The sequence below is a fragment of the Xanthomonas maliensis genome (genome assembly GCF_009192945.1).
Lineage (GTDB): Bacteria > Pseudomonadota > Gammaproteobacteria > Xanthomonadales > Xanthomonadaceae > Xanthomonas > Xanthomonas maliensis.
The window spans coordinates 1-17,968 of record NZ_NSET01000094.1 but is presented as its reverse complement, the minus strand read 5'-3'; the positions used below and the strand labels follow the sequence as shown (position 1 = coordinate 17,968).

The following is a 17,968-nucleotide window of genomic DNA, read 5'->3' as shown; positions in this document are numbered from 1 at the left end:
GAGCGGCTAACAAAACGTAGCGAGCAGCCGTCAGGTGGGCGCGGACGGCGCGCAGGAACCGCAGTGTACGCGTGGTCCATGAGGATTCCGAGCACCGGCCGCGCCCGCCTGGCGGCTGCGCAGTCGTTTTGTTACCTGCTCTTAGTCGGCAGGGCAGGTGACCCCGGCCTGCAGCAAGGCGACGCGTAGCGGTGCCAGTTGCTCAGCGTAGGCTCTCCAGCGGCCAGAGGCATCGCGATGCAGTGGGCGCCTGACCTGCCAGTAGCTGGCGGTGCGCACCGCGCGTCGCGCCTTGTGGAATGCCAGGCACTCCGGCGCCCACGGCAGTTGCAGGAACGCCAACAGGGCTCGCAGCGTCTGCTCTGGAGCCGCGACGAAAGCGTCGTAGTCGAACACATGGAGACTCGCTGGATACAGCCGCTGCCAGTGTTGCATCAGTCGCTCGTGCGCTGCGTAGTAGTGGCCGATGTCCTCCAGGCGGCCGGCATAGGCGAACGTGCGCGGATTGAGCTGCTGCATGAAGATCGATAGGCCGACGTCCAGCGGATGCCTGCGGGTATGCACGATCTTTGCATGCGGAAACAGCTGCTTGATCAGGCCGATCGACTGGAAGTTGTCCAGCCGCTTGTCGGTGACATAGCGCAGTTGCGTTGACGCAGCTGCAGGGACAGCGGCCAAGCGCTGCCTGTAGGTCCTCGCCAATTGCGTGGCCATCGTCGCGCTCAGGCCGCGCGCTGCCTGCGGAAACGGCTGCAGTTGCTGCGCAATCAGCCGCGGCAGGGCATCCAGCTCGCCAGCGGCGTCTATCTGTGGGTGGCATGACAGGACCTGTTCCAGCAGGCTCGATCCCGAGCGAAACATGCCGCAGATGAACAGCGGCTCCGGTCCGGCGCCGGCTGAGGTGTCGGGCGATTGCGCGGCGAGGCTGTCGATGGCGCGATCGAAGACCTCGCCGATGCTGCCGAACAGCTGTTGCGTCCGCTCCGGGACATAGGTCGGCCAACCCGTATGACCGTAGCCATTGGCCGTGGCTGCGGTGTCGAAGGCAAGCGCGTGCAGGCCCAAGCGGTCGTAGGCCTGCGCGACGGCATGTAGCAAGGTGGCCGCCAGCGCAGTGTCGGTCGTAGGTGCAGTGGCGAATTCCTGCAAGGTGCTCAGGCGCGGATCGTCTTGACTGGTTGGAGGTTGCAGGTGCAATAGCCGCGCGCGCGCCTCCCATCGCAACGGCGCGAATGCGTCTGCCGTCGAGCGGCCCGCACTCAGCTCGGTGTAGGCGGCGATCGCCGACGCGCGCGCGCCCAGTTCCTCATGCAGGTTCCCCAGATTGAGCAGCGCTGGTGGGTAGCCTGGGTGGCAACGCAGTGCCTGCTGCAACTCGCGCTCTGCCGCCGCGTCCTGGTGCAGCTGCGTGCTCAGCAGCGCGGCCCGATTGAGGTGGATCTGTTCCGGTTGCGCGGCGCCATGGCGCAATGCCTGCGCGTACGCTTCCAGCGCGGCGGCACTGTCGCCGCTGCGCCTTAGCAAGTAACCGAGGTTGTACCAGGCATCGGCGAGCTGCGGGGTTGCCTGCAGAAGGCGCCGATAGGCCGCAATCGCCTGCGCCAGCTGCCCCGATTGCATCAGGTTGGCGGCATGCTTGAGTGCGGCGGCGGTCGAACTGTTCAGAGGAAGGTGATCCATCGAGTCAGCATCAGCTTAAAGCCAGTGATCCTCTTGCGCAGCGGGCGCTGGTTGTCGTTTGCGGTATGAGGCGGTGCGGCACGAGCGTGACTTGGCGGCAGGCCGCCGCGCAAGGCTGGCGCGGGTCGCCGGCCGTCTGGCCACGCGGACAACCGCGGTTCCATATCGATCTGGCGCCGCGCGCCAATCCAACCGGCCTGGACGCTGGCGTTTGCTCGATGGCAGCGCATCGGCTGGGCGCGCGGTCGATGCCACCGTGCGCGACACGCTCCCGTCTGCGCTGTGCATTCGATCGCGACGCGCGTTGCGCAGACGCAGGTGCAGCGCGACCACAAGGCCTTGTATGCTCGACGATGATCGATGGAGCGCAGAGTCATGGATACACGGGGAATGCTGGCGATCCTGCTTGCGGGATATACGGGGGCGGCCATGGCCGAGCCGCCGTCCCACCCGTGTGCCGAGGTCGCTGGCAGCGCTGCCCGTTTGGCTTGCTACGACGCCGCCTTCCCACCGACGCAGGCGGCCATCGCCGCGGAGGCGGCGGTGCAGCAGGGACGCTTCGGTCGCGCGCCAGTCGTGTCGACGGCGACCGTCGAGCGCATCTCGGCGAGCGTGCGAGACGTCAGCTATCTGCGCGATGGCAGCCGCAGCGTGCTGCTGGACAACCAGCAGCGCTGGCTGCTGACCGAGCCCGGAGGTCGCGGTCCCTTGGTCCCAGGAGAGCAGGTGGAGATTCGCAAAGCCGCGTTGGGAAGTTATCTGCTCATCACCCACGCAGGCGTGGCGCTGCGTGCCCGTCGGGTGGAGTGAGCGATGCGAGCGATGGCAGACGATGAGAAGGAACACCGCGTGACGTTGACCGCCGTCGACCTGCGTCCAGGCTACCAGTTGCTGCGTCAGCGTCGCTACGCCGATGCGACGGCGCTGGCAGAGGCGCTTGTTCGGCGCGCGCCGCAAGATCCGCAGGTGCTGGAGTTCGCAAGCGAGGCGCAACTGGCCAATGGCGATGCCGAGGCTGCGCTGGCTCATATCGGCGCAGCGGTCGCCGCTGCGACAACGCCATTGGCGCTGTTGATCAAACAAGCGAGCCTATTGCTGCAGCTTCGGCGGCGTCAGCAAGCCAAGGCGGTGGCGCGTCAAGCGGCGACCCTGGCCGCCAACGACGGCGCTGCCTGGTGGCGGATCGGCGCGCTGTATAGCGGTTGCCAGGACGTGGTGGCAGCGCGGGACGCGTATCGACAGGCGGTATCCCTGCTCGGCGAGCAACCCTCATTGCTCTACGATCTGGCGACCATGGAATTCTTCAGCGGCGCCTTCGAGGCTGCCGAGCAGTCGTTGCAACGGGTGCTGCAGCAGGCCCCGGATGCCGGCGATGCGCTCTATCTGCGGGCGACACTGCGCCGGCAGACGGCGCAGCGCCATCATCTGGACGATTTGCGTCAGCGTCTGGCGCAGGGACTGGCCGATCCTGCCGCGCGCGCCGCAGGTCTGTATGCGTTGGCGAAAGAGCTGGAGGATCTCGAGCGGCATGACGCGTCCTTTGCGGCATTGACCGCCGCTGCCGACTGCAAGCGTAAGACGCTCCGCTATGACGTGGAAGCCGAGTGCACGCAGATCGCCCGGATCCGCGCGGTGTATGACCGGCAGGCGCTGGATAACCTGCAGCCTGGCGATGGTGGAGACGGCCTGGTCTTCATCGTTGGACTGCCGCGTTCTGGCACGACCTTGCTGGAGCGTCTGTTGATCCAGCGCACCGGTGCGCGCTCGGCGGGGGAATTGATGGACTTCGGTCAGTTGCTGGGGCATGCCAGCGCGCAGCGCATGGCCAGCCATCCTGAGCTCGGCTCGGCGGAGGCATCGCTGCGGATCGATTTCGCCGCGCTCGGTCGCGAGTACGAACGCGGTGCGCGCGAGGCCGTCGACCAGCACCCGCTGTTGATCGACAAGATGCCGGTGAATTATCTGTATTGCGGCATGATCGCCACCGCCTTGCCGCGCGCGCGGATCATTCACTTGGTGCGCGACCCGCTCGACACGTGTTACGCGATGTACAAGACGCTGTTCTACAACGCCTACTCGTTCTCCTATACACAGCAAGAGCTGGCTGCGTATTACCTGGCCTACCATCGGACCATGATGCATTGGCATGCCATGCTGCCTGGGCGCATCCTGGATGTCCGCTATGAGGAGCTGGTAGCGGACACCGAGGCGCAACTGCAGCGCGTGCTGGATGGCTGCGGCTTGGCTGCGCAGGCGCAGCCATCCGACGTGGAGCAGGTCGCGTTCGTGACGGCGAGTGCCGCGCAGGTGCGCGGCCAGATCCATCAACGTTCTGTCCATAGCTCGCGGCGACATCTGCAGGCATTGGCTCCACTGGCGAATGCGTTGCACGTCGGTGGCATTTTCGTAGAGGGATACACGCCACTAGCGGACTGAAACGCTAGCTGCACTGCATCCAGGACTGCTGCGAGCGGGGCGTGCAGACGTGTTCGCTGTGCGGCTGAATCTATTGATCTGCTCGCTTGGCAGTGTCGTAAACCATCTACAGAGTGTATTGCCCGCATCTGCATTCGATCGCCAACAGTCCGCACCGAATTGGTTCGAATGCGCACCCTTTTGATGCGTTTCTGAATGATTGTTTAATTTTCGAGAACCTTGTCCTACTATCGGTTCGGCGGGGTTGTTTGGGGATTGACTCAACCTGCGCGCGGCGCGTTTGCCACGACGCCTGAGCACCCGCTACGTCATTGCAGTCACTCTGCGTGCATCGTTTCGATGCCTGCGTGTTGCGCTGTGCCTATCCGTTTGGATGATCGGAGAGAGAGATGAAATTGAAGACCAGCAAGCTTCGCGATGCCATCAAGGTTTCGCTTGCGGCGGGGGTTGCAACGCTTGCGTTGTCGGCGACCGCGAGTGCGCAGGAGCAGACAGCGCCAGAGCCCAAGAGCCTGGATGCCATCAGCGTGACGGGAACGCGCATCAAAAGCCAGGCGATGACGGCCGCCAGCCCGGTGGCGGAAATCAACAAGGAAGAATTCCAGTACACCGGCTCGACCAAGGTCGAAGACCTCGTCAATCAATATCCTCAACTCGCGGCGACGTTCGATAATTTTTCCAATAACGGATCCCAGGGCTATGCCACGGTCGATCTGCGTGGGCTTGGCCCGCAACGCACGTTGACCCTGGTCAACGGGCGCCGCATTCCCAAAGGGATCGGCGAGAGCCCCGATATCAGCATCATTCCGGCCTCGCTGGTACGCCGAGTGGATATCCTGACCGGCGGCGCATCGGCGGTGTACGGCTCCGATGCGGTGGCCGGCGTGGTGAACTTCGTGCTGGACGATGAGTTCGAAGGCGTCAGCGTCGACATGGGCTACAACGCCTACCAGCACGACAACGGCAATCGGCTGATGCGCGGCCTGATGGATGAGGCTGGCTACGATTATCCGCGCGGAAATTCCGGTTTCGATGGCATTTCCCGCAATGTGGATCTGGCCATCGGTGGCAGCTTCGGCGAGGCCGGCCATGCCACGGCGTGGGCGACCTGGCGCGAAAACGATCCGCTGTTGCAGGGACAGCGCGACTACTCGTCGTGCGCGCTCAGCAACCGCGGCACGGCGTGCGGTGGTTCGGCCACCGCCGATCCGGCGAACTTCTACGTGGTGGCGCCATCGGCCGGCGCATTCTATGTCCAGCGATCGGCGAGTGGTGCCTGGGCACCGGTCGATTCGCCGAATCTTTACAACTACGCGCCGGTCAACTACTACCAGCGTCCCGACACCCGCTATACGGCAGGAAGCAGCCTGAAGTACGAGGTCAATTCGCACTTCAAGCCCTATCTGGAAACCCTGTTCGTCAACCGCAAGAGCTCTACCCAGATCGCGCCGTCCGGGGCCTTTTTCACCGATCTGAGCGTCAATTGCGCCACTGCGGTGCTGGGAACCCTGTGCAGCGATGTCGGCATCACCGACGATGAGTTCCAGGTGTATGTCGCCAAGCGCAATGTCGAAGGCGGCCCGCGCATCACCAATTCGGACAGCAATAGTTTCAGCATCACCACCGGTGCCGGTGGCGCCATCAACGACAACTGGTCCTACGATGCATCGTTCACCTACAACCGCAGCACGACCAAGTCCGAGAGCATCAACGATTTCGTGACCACCCGCGTGCGCGATGCTCTGTTGGGTTGCCCCACCGGTTCGTTCGACGGATGCGTGCCCTACAGCGTGTGGACCAACAGCGTCACTGCGGCCGAGGCGCAGGCGCTGCAGGGTGTGGGCATCGTCAACTACGAGACCTCGATGCGAGTGTTCAACGCCTATGTCACCGGCAATATCGGCTATGGCCTGCCGTGGGCCGGTGACAATCCGATCAGCCTGGTCGGCGGCGTGGAGACCAGGACGGAAACCTACGAGCGCATTGCCGACAGCAACATGCAGGCAGGCAACTTCACCGGTCTGGGCGGTCCCACCAGTAGCGTGTCCGGCGACATCAGCGTCAAGGAGCTGTTCCTGGAAAGTGCCGTGCCGCTGCTGGCGCAGGCGGGCAGCCTGGACCACCTGGACATGCAGCTCGGCTATCGCTACTCCGACTACGACATCTCCGGCGGCGTGAGCACCTACAAGGCTGGCCTGGGCGCGACCTTCGAGGACGGCAAGTACCACCTGCGTGCAGGCTGGAACCGCGCGATCCGCGCGCCCAGCATCACCGAGTTGTACGACGCCAACACCATCGGATTGTGGAGCGGCAGCGATCCGTGTGCGGGTGCCAATCCCAGTTTCACCCAGGCGCAGTGCGCCAACACCGGGGTGACCGCGGCCCAGTATGGCCGGGTCGCGGCCAATCCGGCCGGTCAGTACAACCAGGTCGGTGGCGGCAATGTCGGTCTGCGCCCCGAGACGGCCAACACCTGGACGGTCGGCTTCGCGGCGACGCCGATGCGTGGTCTGGACCTCAGCGTGGACTACTACGACATCAAGATCGAGGACGCAATCCGTGCCATTGGTTCGTCCAACATCCTCACCGCCTGCGGCGTGACCGGTAACGCGGACATCTGCAGCCGCATCCGTCGCAACGCGGTGACCGGTGATCTGTTCCGTGGCAGCGAGCTGGATAGCTCGGGTCTGGTGTTCAATTCGCTGGACAACTTCGGCTCATTGCATTTCCAGGGCGTGGATCTGACCGTTTCGTACGCCTGGAACATCGGGCCGGGCCGCTTGAATGCCTCGCTCATGGGCAGCTATGTCATCAAGCAGGAGTACGAGCCGGTTCCGGGCGTGCAGGAAGTGACCTACGACTGCGCCGGGGTCGTCAATGTGGCCTGCCAAAGTCCGGAATGGCGGCACGTGCTGAGCGCGCGCTACAACATCGATCGCTACACCGTCGGGCTGCGCTGGCGCTATATCGGTGAACTGGACTACCGCAATACCGACGGTACCGTCGGGACCACCGATGTGCGCCTGGTCAATCAGGGCAACAAGGTGTCGGCCTATAACTATCTGGACCTTTCCGGTTCGGTGCAGCTGGGCGACTACGTGACCTGGACGGTCGGCATCAACAATATCGCCGACAAGGAGCCGCCATTGGTGGGTGGCAGCCTGGCCTACAACGGTAATTCGCTGAGTGGTTACGACCAGGCGGGACGCTACTTCTTCACCAGTGTGGGGCTGCGCTTCTAAGCGTCGTGTCGGCTGCGGCGCAGTGGCGGGTTGCCCGTCATTGCGTCGCGGCCGCTATCGCCCTGTGGTCGGCGGCAAGGCTGTAGGTCGCCCAGGGTGGGAACGCCTGCAGGCCGTACGCAGGCAGTGAACGCGGCAGCCGCAGTCTCTGGATTTCGACGTTTGGTCTGGGGCAGACGCTGCTTGCGCGGCGTGTGTTGCCGGTGCATGGCGGCGGGTGGGCCGCCGTGTGCGGCCCGCCTGCATGCCCAGACTGGAGGTGCGTTATGCCGCCGGTTCGCGCAGCAGCGGCGATTCCCAGCCCGGGCGCGGGCTGAAGCGCGCGCCATAACGCGTTTGCAGCGCTTGCAGCCTTGCCAGCAATGCGTCGGCACCGGTGCTGCGGATGTATTGGATCGGGCCGCCGCGGAAGGGCGCAAAGCCGGTGCCGAAGATGACGCCCGCGTCCAGCAGGTCGGCATCGGCGACCACGCCCTCGTGCAGGCAGGCGACCGCTTCGTTGAGCAGCGGCAGGATCAGTCGGTCTTCCAGGTCCGCAGGTACCTCGGTACCGCTCGGGACTTCCGGCTTAACCGCACGGCCGTTCTCCCACTTGTACAAGCCCTGGCCATCCTTCTTGCCGCGCTTGTCCGGCGCAACCGTCGCCAGTGCGGCGGGGATGGGCAGGTCGAGGAAGGGCGCCAATTCGGCGCCGACGCCGGCCGCCACGTCCAGGCCGACGGTGTCGATCAGCTCGATCGGGCCCATCGGCATGCCGAACTTCACCGCCGCCTTGTCGATCACCGGTCCCGGCACGCCGTCGGCGTAGGCGGTGGCCGCTTCGAGCAGGTAGGGGAACAGCACGCGATTGACCAGGAAGCCGGGCGTGCCGGCCACCGGCACCGGAAATTTGTCCAGCGCCTTGCAGAACGCTGCCAGTCTCGCCACGTTGGCTGCATCCAGGCCGTCGTGCTGGACGATCTCCACCAGCGGCATCATCGCCACCGGATTGAAGTAGTGCAGGCCGGCGAACTGTGTCGGGCGCTGCAGGTGTCCGCGCAATTCGGTCAGCGGGATCGAAGAGGTATTGGTGGTCAGCAGCGCGTCGGGCTTGAGCTGCGGTTCGACCGTCTGGTACAGCTCGCGCTTTGCCTGCGGATTTTCGATGATGGCCTCGATCAGCAGATCGGCCTGCGCCACCCCGGCACCTGCCAGGTCGCCGCGCAGCCGTGCGGCGACGGCCGGGCGCTTGGCTGCATCCTTGACCCGCTTGTCGAACAACTCGCCACCGCGGGCCAGCGCCGTGTCGATGAAACGCTGCTCACGATCCTGCAAGGTGACCTCGAAGCCCTTGTAGGCCGCCCAGGCCGCGATATCGCCGCCCATCACGCCGGCACCAACCACGTGCACGTGGCGGATCGGCGGCAGCGCGGCGGCGCCGTCGCGGCTGCCGAGCGACTTCAAGCGTTCGGTCAGGAAGAAGATCCGGATCAGGTTGCGCGCGGTCGGGGTACTGGCGAGTTTGACCACGGCCTTGCGCTCAGCGGCCAGGCGCGCCTGGATGCCGCTGCCGCCGGCGCGTTCCCATACATCGATCAACGCATACGGCGCTGGGTAGTGCTCCTTGCGCGCCTTGCGTGCGACCTGCTTGCGCATCTGCGGCGCCAGCAGCTTGCGCGCCGGGAACGTATTGCTGGCCCAGCCGGTGAGGCGTTGCTTGAACGGGCGGGTGGTGCCCGACAAGGCCAGCGCCGCGGCCGCGTCGACCAGGACGGCGGGCGCGGCGACCTTGTCGACCAGGCCCATCGCGCGCGCGGCCTTGGCCGACACGGTGCGCCCGGTCAGCATCAGGTCCATCGCCGCCGGCGCGCCGATCAGGCGCGGCAAGCGGGCGCTGCCGCCCCAGCCGGGAAAGATGCCCAGCTTGGTTTCGGGCAGCCCGATGCGCGTGCTGCCGTCATCGGAGGCCACGCGATAGCGGCAGGCCAGCGCGATTTCAGTGCCGCCGCCCATGCAGAAGCCGTGGATGGCAGCGACGGTGGGGCAGGGCAGCTCGGCCAGCTTCTGGAAAACGTCCTGGCCGCGACGAATGGCATCGTTGACGGTGCCCTTGCGGTCGAACTCCTGGAATTCCTTTAAATCTGCTCCAGCGATGAAGCCGTTGGCCTTGCCTGAGCGCAGCACCACGCCCTTGGGCGGATCCAGCGCCAGGCGCTCGACCAGGCTGCCCAGTTCGAGCAACACGTCTTGCGAGAACGCATTGACGGCCGCACCTTGGCGGTCGAGAGCCAGGACCAGTACGCCGTCCTCGCGCAGGTCGGCCTGCCAATGGCTGAATCGGAGTCCGTCGAAACCTGGAAGCATGCGTCTGGCCATCCGGCGATGTATGGAAAGGCCGTTATCATCCAGAGGTTGTTTCCTTCACGTCAAATGCCCATCCAGTCGCGGGGCCGGCAGCGTCCACGTCCCGGGGCATCGCCAACCTCGCCGTGGGCCCGCTACCCTGGGGGCAATGCGTGATCTGGACGGCATGAACTTTTTTCTTCAACGGCGGTCTTATTGCCCGACTTCGGTGGGCTGACAGGAGTGCGGCCCCACATGGCCGAAGTCGATACACCTCAGGAGCTGGACCTGGAACTGGTCCGGCGCGTACAGCGCGGCGACAGCGCGGCGTTCGATGTGCTGGTGCGCAAATACCAGCATCGGATCGTCGCCCTGATCGGGCGTTACGTCGCCGACTGGAGCGAATGTCAGGACGTGGCCCAGGATACGTTCGTGCGTGCCTATCGCGCGATCGGGAACTTCCGCGGCGACGCCCAGTTCTATACCTGGTTGCACCGCATTGCCGTGAACACTGCCAAGAATCATCTGGTTGCCCACAACCGCCGTCCGCCAACCGACGACATCGACGTCAGCGATGCCGAGCAGTTCGATGGCGCGGCGCGGTTGCGCGATACCGACACCCCGGAGCGTGAACTCATGCGACAGGAGCTGGAACAAACGGTGATGCGCGCTGTCCAAGCCTTGCCGGAAGAACTCCGGATGGCCATCACCCTGCGCGAGGTGGATGGACTGAGCTACGAGGAAATCGCGCAGAGGATGGATTGCCCGATCGGAACGGTGCGCTCGCGCATCTTCCGCGCCCGCGACGCCATCGACACCGAGCTGCGGCCTCTGCTGGAGGCCGATAGCCCATCCCGTGAGCGAACCCGCGTATGAGCCAGAATCCCGACATGTCCACCACCGACAAGTTCGAGCGCCACTATCGGCAACAGCTGTCCGCATTGATGGATGGCGAGTTGAATGCCGACGAGTCGCGCTTCCTGCTGCGCAGGTTGGCGCACGACGAAGAGCTGGCCGGTTGCCATGAACGTTGGCAACTGTGCGGCGATGTCTTGCGCGGCGCCGCCACGGCGCCGGCGCCGCTGGATTTCGCCGCTCGTGTGCGCGCAGCAGTGGCCGAAGCGCCGGCACCCCAGCGTGCACCGCGCCCGGCCGCGACGGCAGCGCGCTGGCGATGGGGGGGCGGTGCGGCAATCGCCGCATCGGTGGCGGCGATTGCGTTGTTCATGGCGCGCGAGCGCCTGCCCGACATCGCTGCGCCAACGCCGGATGCGCCAGTTCCGGTCTTCGCCACTGCTGCCCGCGTCCCGCAGCCGCCGCAGGTGGCGCAGGTTCCGCAGCCTCCGCGGGCGCCAGCGGATCCGGATGCAGTCGCGACCCTGGCCAGTGCGGTGCCCGCTGCTGCGTTGGCCTCGGCCCGCCGTAGCGCGACCCGTCAGCAGCAAGCCACGCGTGGCGTTGTCGCCACGCGCCAGCAGGCGCCGGCGCGTATGCTCGCCACCGCGCCGGCGTCCGCGCCCGCCTCTGCGGTAGCGGGCGCGACGGTGGCGCCGTTCACCCATCCGGAAACCACGCTGCAATCGCGCCCTTGGCCGCGGGCCCTGTTGTCCGGTGCTGGCGACAGTCCGCTCAATGCCAGCTTCAGCGGCGGCAGCCCGACACGCGCGTTCTATCCCTTCGAGCCGGCGGCGCAGCCGTCGGCGCCTGCTGGCAGCGCGACGGTGCGGCCGTCGCCACCGCCGCGGGAATGAGGTCACTGCCGGTTTCCGGCACGTTGTTCCCGGTCTTGTCCCTTTACCGAACCCGCGCGTACGCACGGGCCTCGGTCCCTGTCGCCCTGCCATCGGAGGCAACCTGATGAACTCACGCATCCGTACCCAGATGTTCGGCCTGCTGGCCATGACCCTGCCGTTGGCCGCCTGCGCGCAGCAGACCGACGCACCCGCCAAGCCTAGCGCGCCGATTGCGGTCAATCGCAGCGCCACGCCGGCTCCCCAGTTGGTGGCCGGGTTGCCGGATTTCACCAACCTGGTCGAGCAGGTCGGCCCCGGCGTGGTCAATGTCGAAACCACCATCACTCGCAAGGATGCGATGGCGCGCGCGCGCCGCGGCGGACCGGACAACGGCGCCATGCCCGACGACGAGCAGATCCCGGAGTTCTTCCGGCGGTTCTTCGGTCCGGGGTTTCAGATGCCGGGTGGTCCGCGTCAGGGGCCGGGGCAGGGACAGGGCGATGATGATGGCGGCATCGCCGGCAAGTCGATGGGCTCGGGCTTCATCATCTCGCCCGATGGCTATGTGCTGACCAACCACCATGTGGTCGATGGCGCCAGCGAAGTGACGGTCAAGCTCACCGATCGGCGCGAATTCAAGGCCAAGGTGGTCGGCAGCGACGAACAATACGACGTAGCGCTGCTGAAGATCGACGGCAAAAACCTGCCGACGGTGCGCATCGGCGATTCCAACACGCTCAAGCCTGGACAGTGGGTGGTGGCGATCGGCTCACCGTTTGGCCTGGACCATTCGGTGACCGCCGGCATCGTCAGCGCCATCGGTCGCAGCAATCCGTATGCCGATCAGCGCTATGTGCCGTTCATCCAGACCGACGTGGCGATCAACCAGGGCAACTCCGGCGGACCGCTGCTTAATACCCGTGGCGAGGTGGTCGGCATCAACTCGCAGATTTTCTCCGCTTCCGGCGGTTACATGGGCATCAGTTTCGCGATCCCCATCGACCTGGCCTACAGCGCCGCCGAGCAGATCAAGGCGACCGGCCACGTCAGCCGCGGCATGCTGGGCGTGCAGGTGGGCCCGATCGACAGCCTGAAGGCGCAGGGGCTGGGGCTGCCGGATACCCGCGGCGCGCTGGTCAACGATATTCCCGGCGACAGCCCGGCTGCCAAGGCCGGCATTGAAGTGGGCGATGTGATCCGTTCGGTCAACGGTAAGCCGATCGACGTCGCCAGTGATCTGCCGCCGATGATCGGCCTGATGCCGCCCGGCACCAAGGTCACCCTGGACGTGCTGCGCGATGGCAAGCCGCGCAAGGTGACGGTGACCTTGGCGGCGCTCAAGGACGATGCGGGCGCCGCAGCGCCGCGCGCGGCTGCGGCCGATGCCAAGCCGGCCGCGCCGGCAAGTGTCGAGCTGCTGGGTCTGCAGGTGGCCGACCTCACCGCCGTCGAGCGTAGCCGGATGGGCCTGGAAGCGGGCGAGGGCGTACGGATCGCCGCGGTGACGGGTGCAGCCGCCCGCAATACCCAGCCGTCGCTGGCGCCGGGCCTGGTGATTGCCCGGGTCGGCCGGACCAAGGTCGGCAGCGTGGCCGAGCTCAACCGCGCCCTGGCCAGCTACAAGAAGGGCGACGTGATCATGCTGCTGGTCACCGACGGCAAGGCCACCAGCTACGTCGCATTGAAGGCAGGCGGCTGATCCAGCGCTGCGCTGGCGGGCGGGCGTTGCCGGGGCCAGGCGGTCGCCTGGCCCGAACGCGCGGCCGCCGGGGCGCCGGCGGGAGCCGCTATCGGCCCCGCCGGCATGCGATAATGCGGCGTTATCCTGACGACGGCTGCGCCGCCGCCCACCTCAATGTCCTCTGATTCAATGCGGAACATCCGCAACTTCTCCATCATCGCCCACGTCGACCACGGCAAATCGACCCTGGCCGACCGGATCATCCAGCTGTGTGGTGGCCTGCAGGCCCGCGAGATGGAGGCCCAGGTCCTCGACTCCAATCCGATCGAGCGCGAACGCGGCATCACCATCAAGGCGCAGTCCGTCTCACTGCCGTACAAGGCCAAGGATGGGCAGACCTACTATCTGAACTTCATCGATACCCCCGGCCACGTCGACTTCTCCTATGAAGTCAGTCGCTCGCTGGCGGCCTGCGAAGGCGCCTTGCTGGTGGTCGATGCGGCGCAGGGCGTGGAGGCGCAGTCGGTCGCCAACTGCTACACCGCGGTGGAGCAGGGGCTGGAAGTGGTGCCGGTGCTGAACAAGATCGACCTGCCCACCGCCGACATCGAGCGTGCCAAGAACGAAATCGAGGCCGTGATCGGCATCGACGCTGCCGATGCGGTGCCGGTGAGCGCCAAGACCGGCCTGAACGTCGATCTGGTACTGGAGGCGATCGTGCAGCGCATCCCGCCGCCGGTGCCGCGCGATACCGACAAGCTGCAGGCGCTGATCATCGATTCCTGGTTCGACAACTACTTGGGCGTGGTGTCGCTGGTGCGGGTGATGCAAGGCGAGATCAAGCCGGGCGACAAGCTATTGGTGATGTCGACCGGCCGCGCACACCAGGTCGATGCGGTCGGCGTGTTCACGCCCAAGCGCACCCCGTTGAAGAAGTTGTCCGCCGGCGAAGTGGGCTGGGTCACCGCCAGCATCAAGGATGTGCATGGTGCCCCGGTCGGCGACACGCTGACGCTGGCCGGCGATCCGGCGCCGCATGCCTTGCCGGGCTTCCAGGAAATGCAGCCGCGCGTATTCGCCGGCTTGTTCCCGGTCGACGCCGAGGACTATCCCAATCTGCGCGAGGCGCTGGACAAGCTGCGCCTGAACGATGCGGCGCTGCGCTTCGAGCCGGAAAGTTCCGAGGCGATGGGGTTTGGCTTCCGCTGCGGCTTCCTCGGCATGCTGCATATGGAAATCGTGCAGGAGCGGCTGGAGCGGGAATACAACCTGGACCTGATCACGACCGCGCCGACGGTGATCTACGAGGTGCTCAAGACCGACGGCAGCGTGGTGATGATGGACAACCCGGCCAAGCTGCCGCCGGTGAACATGGTCGAGGAGATCCGCGAGCCGATCATCCGCGCCAACATCCTCACGCCCGAGGAGTACATCGGCAACATCATCAAGTTGTGCGAGGAAAAACGCGGCAACCAGCTCGGCATCAACTACATGGGCAGCCAGGTGCAGATCAGCTACGAGCTGCCGATGGCCGAGGTGGTGCTGGACTTCTTCGACAAGCTCAAGTCCGTCAGCCGCGGCTATGCCTCGCTGGACTACAGCTTCGTGCGTTTTGATGTCGGTCCGTTCGTGCGCGTGGACGTGCTGATCAACGGCGACAAGGTCGATGCCTTGTCGTTGATCGCCCACCGGAGCCATGCCGACCGACGCGGCCGCGAGTTGTGCGAAAAGATGAAGGAATTGATCCCGCGGCAGATGTTCGACGTGGCAATCCAGGCAGCCATCGGCTCGCAAGTGATCGCCCGCACCACGGTCAAGGCGATGCGCAAGAACGTGCTGGCCAAGTGCTATGGTGGCGACGTTTCGCGCAAGAAGAAGCTGTTGGAAAAGCAGAAGGAAGGCAAGAAGCGCATGAAGCAGGTCGGTCGTGTGGAGATTCCGCAGGAGGCGTTCCTGGCCGTGCTGCAGATGGATAAGTAACCGGGATTCGCCAGGCGTGATTCGGGATTGGCAAGGCTTGCCGACTCCGGCTGACGGTGGATCCCCAATCTCCAATTCCGCATTCCGTTCCGAAGGAACATCAATGAAATGGTTTGAAATCGTGCTGGTGGTGCTGACGTTGGGCACCGGTTTCATCTGGCTGCTGGACAAGCTGTTCCTGGCCAAGCGCCGGGCGGCCCGTGCCGGCCTGCTGGATACCGAGCCGGCCATCATCGATTATTCCCGCGCCTTCTTTCCGGTGCTGGCGGTGGTGCTCATCCTGCGCAGCTTCGTTGCCGAGCCGTACAAGATCCCCTCCAGCTCGATGATGCCGAATCTGCTGATCGGCGACTTCATCCTGGTCAACAAGTTCGCCTACGGTTTCCGCCTGCCGATCACCAACACCAAGATCATCCCGACCGGGGAGCCGCAGCGCGGCGACGTGGTGGTGTTCAAGCCGCCGCATGCGCCGGATCAGAACTGGATCAAGCGCGTGGTCGGCTTGCCGGGCGATCGCATCGGTTTCCACGGCGATACGCTGTACATCAACGACAAGCCGATGCGCTATCAGGTCAAGGGCGAGTACATCGGCAAGGGCAAGGGCGCCGAGATGACCGGTACCACCTTGTTGGTGGAGGAGCTCCCGGGCCGCACGCATACCGTGCTGGAATGGCTGGGCCGCAACATGCCGGCTGGGCAGGGCGACTGGACGGTGCCGGCCGACAGCTATTTCGTGATGGGCGACAATCGCGACAACAGCGAGGACAGCCGGTTCTGGACGCAGACGCATTTCCTGCCCGAGGCCAATCTGCGCGGCAAGGCGTTCCTGATCTGGCTCAACTGTGAAGGCTGGTTCTGCAAGGGGAGTTTCGATCCCTCACGGATCGGAACAGGCATTCAGTGATGCACGCCGGGCGTGCTTGGGGGAGAGCAATGAAGCGCAAACAGAGCGGTATGACGTTGATGTCGTTCGTGATGGTGCTGGCGGTGGTCGGGTTTGCCTTGTACATCGGCATGAAGCTGTTCCCGATGTACCAGGAGTACTACGCGGTTCGCACCTCGATGAAAGGGCTGGCCAACGAGGTCGGCAGCGCCGACATGGATCCTTCCAAGCTGCAGGACATGTTCTTCAAGCGGCTCGACATCAATTACTCCGATCACGTGAAGAAAGAAAACGTCAAGTTCGAGCGCATCGAAGGCGGCTGGCAGATGAAGGTGAACTACGAGGTCCGCCGCGAGCTGGTGGGCAACCTCGACGTCGTCGGCAAGTTCGATACATCGCAGGATCTGACCAGGCGTGGTAGTGGCGAATAGCAGCTTCCAGCGGGGTGACGCGATCGGCCACGCATTCGCCGATCCGGCCCTGCTCGCCCAGGCACTGCGCCATCGCAGTGCCGGCGTGCCGCACAACGAACGGCTTGAGTTCCTTGGCGACGGCATCGTCAACCTGCTGGTGGCCGAGGCGCTGTACCAGCGCTGGCCCAAGGCCGATGAGGGCGCATTGACCCGCGCGCGGGCCGAACTGGTGCGCGAACCTGCGCTTGCGGTGATCGGCCGCACGCTCAATCTGGGCGAACGCCTGACCCTGGGGCCGGGCGAACTGAAGTCTGGCGGCCACCGGCGCGACTCCATCCTGGCCGACGCGGTGGAGGCGATCGTGGCGGCCATCTACCTGGACGCGGGTTTCGAGCGTTGCCGCGCGGTGGTGTTGCCGTGGTTCGAGCCGTCGCTGGCCGCGCTGCCGGTCGGCAAGGCGGAAAAGGATGCCAAGACGCGGCTGCAGGAATGGCTGCAGGCGCGCCAATTGCCGTTGCCGCAATACGCGTTGATCAGCGAAAGTGGCGACGAGCACGCCAAGCAGTTCCACGTCGCCTGCATCCTGCAGCAGCCGGCCGCCCGGGCCGAAGGGCAAGGCACCTCGCGGCGTATCGCCGAGCAGCAGGCCGCCGCTACCGTCATCGCACAATTGGATTCGCACACGTGAGCGCAACCTCTCCCCATCGTAGCGGCAGCGTTGCCGTGATCGGCCGGCCGAACGTCGGCAAGTCCACCCTCACCAATGCGTTGGTCGGTGCCAAGGTCAGCATCGTGTCCAATCGTCCGCAGACGACGCGGCACCGATTGCTGGGCATCGCCACCTTCCCAGAAGGCCAGTTGATGTTGGTCGATACGCCGGGATTGCATCGCGAGCAAAAGCGCGCGATGAATCGGGTGATGAATCGCGCTGCGCGCGGCTCGTTGGAAGGCGTGGACGCGGCGGTGCTGGTGATCGAAGCCGGGCGTTGGGACGAGGAGGACACCCTCGCATTCAACGTGCTCAGCGATGCGCAGGTACCGGTGGTCCTGGTGGTCAACAAGGTCGACCGACTGAAGGACAAATCGGCGTTATTGCCGTTCCTGGCCCAGGTCAGCGACGGACGCAGCTTTGCTGCGGTGCATCCGGTGTCCGCGCTCAAGCGCAAGGGACTGGAGGCCTTGGCCACCGATCTGTTGCGCCTGGTGCCCGAGGCCGAGCCGATGTTCGGCGAGGACGAGATCACCGACCGCAGTCAGCGCTTTTTGGCGGGCGAGTTGGTCCGCGAGCAGCTGATGCGCCAGTTGGGCGAAGAGCTGCCCTATGCGACCACGGTGGAGATCGAGCGCTTCGCCGAAGATGGTGCCCTGTTACGCATCGGCGCGGTGATCTGGGTCGAGCGCGAAGGTCAGAAGGCGATCGTGATCGGCAAAGGCGGGACGCGACTGAAGGAGATCGGCGCCAAAGCGCGTTTGCAGATGGAACGCCTGTTCGGTGCCAAGGTGTTCCTGGAGACCTGGGTCCGGGTCCGCGAGGGCTGGTCGGACGACGAGGCCGCATTGAAGGCCTTCGGCTACGAATGAAAAAGCCGGGACTCGGG

Annotated in this window: 13 protein-coding genes and 1 other RNA gene; 11 read left to right on the top strand and 3 right to left on the bottom strand. The window is 65.3% G+C overall.

The genetic code is table 11. The features are described from left to right. Positions 1–4: 4 nt before the first annotated feature. Both CKY51_RS21460 and CKY51_RS21455 read right to left on the bottom strand, forming a co-directional pair. Positions 5–80: non-coding RNA, sX9 sRNA (locus CKY51_RS21460), on the bottom strand. A 61-nt stretch (positions 81–141) separates the two neighbouring features. Beyond that, positions 142–1,680, bottom strand: a complete 1,539-nt coding sequence (locus CKY51_RS21455; RefSeq protein WP_152249950.1) for a sulfotransferase family protein — start codon at positions 1,678–1,680, stop codon at positions 142–144. Between the two features lie 375 nt (positions 1,681–2,055). Between CKY51_RS21455 and CKY51_RS21450 the strand changes: the two genes are divergently transcribed. The 3 genes from CKY51_RS21450 (at position 2,056) to CKY51_RS21440 (ending at position 7,358) form a co-directional block, all read left to right on the top strand. Beyond that, positions 2,056–2,490, top strand: coding sequence for a hypothetical protein (locus tag CKY51_RS21450; protein WP_152249948.1), 435 nt, complete (start codon positions 2,056–2,058; stop codon positions 2,488–2,490). 39 nt (positions 2,491–2,529) lie between these two features. After that, positions 2,530–4,116 (top strand): sulfotransferase, encoded by a 1,587-nt coding sequence (locus CKY51_RS21445; protein WP_031340317.1) that lies wholly within the window; start codon positions 2,530–2,532, stop codon positions 4,114–4,116. 389 nt (positions 4,117–4,505) lie between these two features. Continuing rightward, positions 4,506–7,358, top strand: a complete 2,853-nt coding sequence (locus CKY51_RS21440) for a TonB-dependent receptor (protein WP_152249946.1) — start codon at positions 4,506–4,508, stop codon at positions 7,356–7,358. A 264-nt stretch (positions 7,359–7,622) separates the two neighbouring features. Here the strand turns inward: CKY51_RS21440 and CKY51_RS21435 are convergent, their stop codons facing one another. Next, a complete protein-coding gene (locus CKY51_RS21435) occupies positions 7,623–9,701 on the bottom strand; it encodes a 3-hydroxyacyl-CoA dehydrogenase NAD-binding domain-containing protein (RefSeq protein WP_022973367.1) in 2,079 nt (692 codons plus the stop codon). Positions 9,702–9,935: 234 nt separating this feature from the next. Between CKY51_RS21435 and rpoE the strand changes: the two genes are divergently transcribed. From rpoE to era, 8 genes are all read left to right on the top strand, one after another. Beyond that, positions 9,936–10,556, top strand: a complete 621-nt coding sequence (gene rpoE, locus CKY51_RS21430) for an RNA polymerase sigma factor RpoE (RefSeq protein ID WP_022973368.1) — start codon at positions 9,936–9,938, stop codon at positions 10,554–10,556. Further along, the gene (locus CKY51_RS21425; RefSeq protein WP_022973369.1) at positions 10,553–11,431 is read left to right on the top strand and encodes a sigma-E factor negative regulatory protein; all 879 of its coding nucleotides are present in this window, start codon (positions 10,553–10,555) and stop codon (positions 11,429–11,431) included. Before rpoE ends, CKY51_RS21425 begins: the two co-directional genes overlap by 4 nt. A 106-nt stretch (positions 11,432–11,537) precedes the next feature. Next, the gene (locus CKY51_RS21420) at positions 11,538–13,112 is read left to right on the top strand and encodes a DegQ family serine endoprotease (protein WP_022973370.1); all 1,575 of its coding nucleotides are present in this window, start codon (positions 11,538–11,540) and stop codon (positions 13,110–13,112) included. Positions 13,113–13,283: 171 nt separating this feature from the next. Next, positions 13,284–15,074: a translation elongation factor 4 gene (lepA, locus tag CKY51_RS21415; RefSeq protein WP_022973371.1), complete on the top strand. Its 1,791-nt coding sequence runs from the start codon at positions 13,284–13,286 to the stop codon at positions 15,072–15,074. A 103-nt stretch (positions 15,075–15,177) separates the two neighbouring features. Continuing rightward, positions 15,178–15,978 (top strand): signal peptidase I, encoded by an 801-nt coding sequence (lepB, locus tag CKY51_RS21410; RefSeq protein WP_152249942.1) that lies wholly within the window; start codon positions 15,178–15,180, stop codon positions 15,976–15,978. Then, the gene (locus CKY51_RS21405; protein WP_031340328.1) at positions 15,978–16,388 is read left to right on the top strand and encodes a DUF4845 domain-containing protein; all 411 of its coding nucleotides are present in this window, start codon (positions 15,978–15,980) and stop codon (positions 16,386–16,388) included. The genes lepB and CKY51_RS21405 overlap by 1 nt, the downstream gene beginning before the upstream one ends. Then, positions 16,378–17,058: a ribonuclease III gene (gene rnc, locus CKY51_RS21400; RefSeq protein WP_022973374.1), complete on the top strand. Its 681-nt coding sequence runs from the start codon at positions 16,378–16,380 to the stop codon at positions 17,056–17,058. The genes CKY51_RS21405 and rnc overlap by 11 nt, the downstream gene beginning before the upstream one ends. Continuing rightward, complete coding sequence (era, locus tag CKY51_RS21395) at positions 17,055–17,951, top strand: GTPase Era (protein WP_022973375.1); 897 nt, start codon at positions 17,055–17,057, stop codon at positions 17,949–17,951. The genes rnc and era overlap by 4 nt, the downstream gene beginning before the upstream one ends. Positions 17,952–17,968: the final 17 nt, after the last annotated feature.

Coding starts and splice junctions, on each gene's coding strand:
- CKY51_RS21435 (WP_022973367.1), bottom strand. CDS start 9,701: ATGCTTCCAGGTTTCGACGGACTCCGATTCAGCCATTGGCAGGCCGAC.
- CKY51_RS21405 (WP_031340328.1), top strand. CDS start 15,978: ATGCACGCCGGGCGTGCTTGGGGGAGAGCAATGAAGCGCAAACAGAGC.
- CKY51_RS21420 (WP_022973370.1), top strand. CDS start 11,538: ATGAACTCACGCATCCGTACCCAGATGTTCGGCCTGCTGGCCATGACC.
- CKY51_RS21425 (WP_022973369.1), top strand. CDS start 10,553: ATGAGCCAGAATCCCGACATGTCCACCACCGACAAGTTCGAGCGCCAC.
- rpoE (WP_022973368.1), top strand. CDS start 9,936: ATGGCCGAAGTCGATACACCTCAGGAGCTGGACCTGGAACTGGTCCGG.
- CKY51_RS21450 (WP_152249948.1), top strand. CDS start 2,056: ATGGATACACGGGGAATGCTGGCGATCCTGCTTGCGGGATATACGGGG.
- lepA (WP_022973371.1), top strand. CDS start 13,284: ATGCGGAACATCCGCAACTTCTCCATCATCGCCCACGTCGACCACGGC.
- CKY51_RS21440 (WP_152249946.1), top strand. CDS start 4,506: ATGAAATTGAAGACCAGCAAGCTTCGCGATGCCATCAAGGTTTCGCTT.
- lepB (WP_152249942.1), top strand. CDS start 15,178: ATGAAATGGTTTGAAATCGTGCTGGTGGTGCTGACGTTGGGCACCGGT.
- CKY51_RS21455 (WP_152249950.1), bottom strand. CDS start 1,680: ATGGATCACCTTCCTCTGAACAGTTCGACCGCCGCCGCACTCAAGCAT.